Origin of the sequence: Bradyrhizobium sp. LHD-71, assembly GCF_031157255.1 — a bacterium.
Classification (GTDB): domain Bacteria; phylum Pseudomonadota; class Alphaproteobacteria; order Rhizobiales; family Xanthobacteraceae; genus P52-10.
Genome location: NZ_JAVIFX010000071.1, coordinates 1 through 1,271 on the forward strand (window position 1 = coordinate 1; position 1,271 = coordinate 1,271).

General features: G+C 68.6%; 1 protein-coding gene. It reads right to left on the bottom strand.

What is annotated here, in order from left to right; all coding sequences use genetic code 11:
• Positions 1-1,271 (bottom strand): amino acid adenylation domain-containing protein (locus RCO31_RS34570; RefSeq protein WP_308972928.1); only part of this gene is annotated, 1,271 nt, incomplete at both ends.

A 1,271-nucleotide genomic window follows, 5' to 3' on the forward strand; every position in this document is an offset into this window, starting at 1 on the left:
GCCGACCGCACGCCGCCCTGCTCCAGCAGCCGCGCCTCGATCTCCCCAAGCTCGATCCGATGCCCCCGGATCTTCACCTGATGGTCGGAGCGGCCGATATACTCGACCACGCCGTCACTCCGCCACCGCCCGACGTCGCCGGTGCGATAGAGCCTTGCTCCCGGTGGGCCAAACGGATCGGGGATGAAGCGCTCCGCCGTCAGCGCGCCGCGCTTCCAGTAGCCGCGTGCATGACCGAGCCCGCCAATGTAAAGCTCGCCGGCAACGCCGACCGGTGCGACGTTGAGGTCGTCGTCCAGGATGTACAGTGTGGTGTTGCCGATCGGCCCGCCCAGCACCGGCCGGTCATCCTGCGCATCAAGACGGCGTCGCGCCGACCACACCGTGGTCTCGGTCGGACCGTACAGGTTCCACACCTCGCCAGCCCGCGCCACCAGCCGCCGCGCCAGATCGGGAGGAAGCGCCTCGCCGCCGCACAGCACCCGGCAGCCGGGCGCAAGCCATGTGTCTGCCGCCCCATCGTCGTGATCCAGCAGCATCCGCCAACTCGACGGCGTCGCCTGGATCATCGTCACCCCATTCCCGGCGATGATCGCCTTGAGGCGGGCGGGATCGTGCGCGGCTTCGCGGTCTGCCAGCACCACGGTGGCGCCGACCGTGAGCGGCAGCCACAGCTCCAGTACCGCAATGTCGAACGACAGCGAGGTCAGCGCCAGCACCCGCTCGCGCGCGCTGATACCCGGTTGCTCCGCCATGGTGGCCAGGAAGTTGCTCACCGCGTCGTGGCGCACCATCACGCCCTTCGGCAATCCGGTCGAGCCTGAGGTGTAGATCACATAGGCGAGGCTTTCCGGATGAACCGCAACATCGAGGTTGGCGTCGTCCCGCTCCAGCGGTCCATCGAGCAGCCATGCCTCTGCGCCAGTCTCCTTCAGAACGCCTGCGAACCGGTCGCGCAGCGTCCCCTGCGTCAGCACCAGCCTTGCGCCGCTGTCGCGGAGCATGTGTGCCAGCCGCTCCGACGGGTAATCCGGATCGAGCGGCAGGTAGGCGCCGCCTGCCTTCGTGACCGCCAGCAGCGCGACCATCATCGCTACGCTGCGCTCCAGCCCCACGCCCACCACCACATCGGTGCCGACACCGGCTGCACGCAGCCGCCGCGCCAGTGCGTTGGCGCGCCGGTTCAGTTCACCGTAGCTCACCTCCTCATCACCAGACACGACCGCCACCGCAGCCGAACCCTCCCAAACACCCGCTTCAAATTGGGCGAG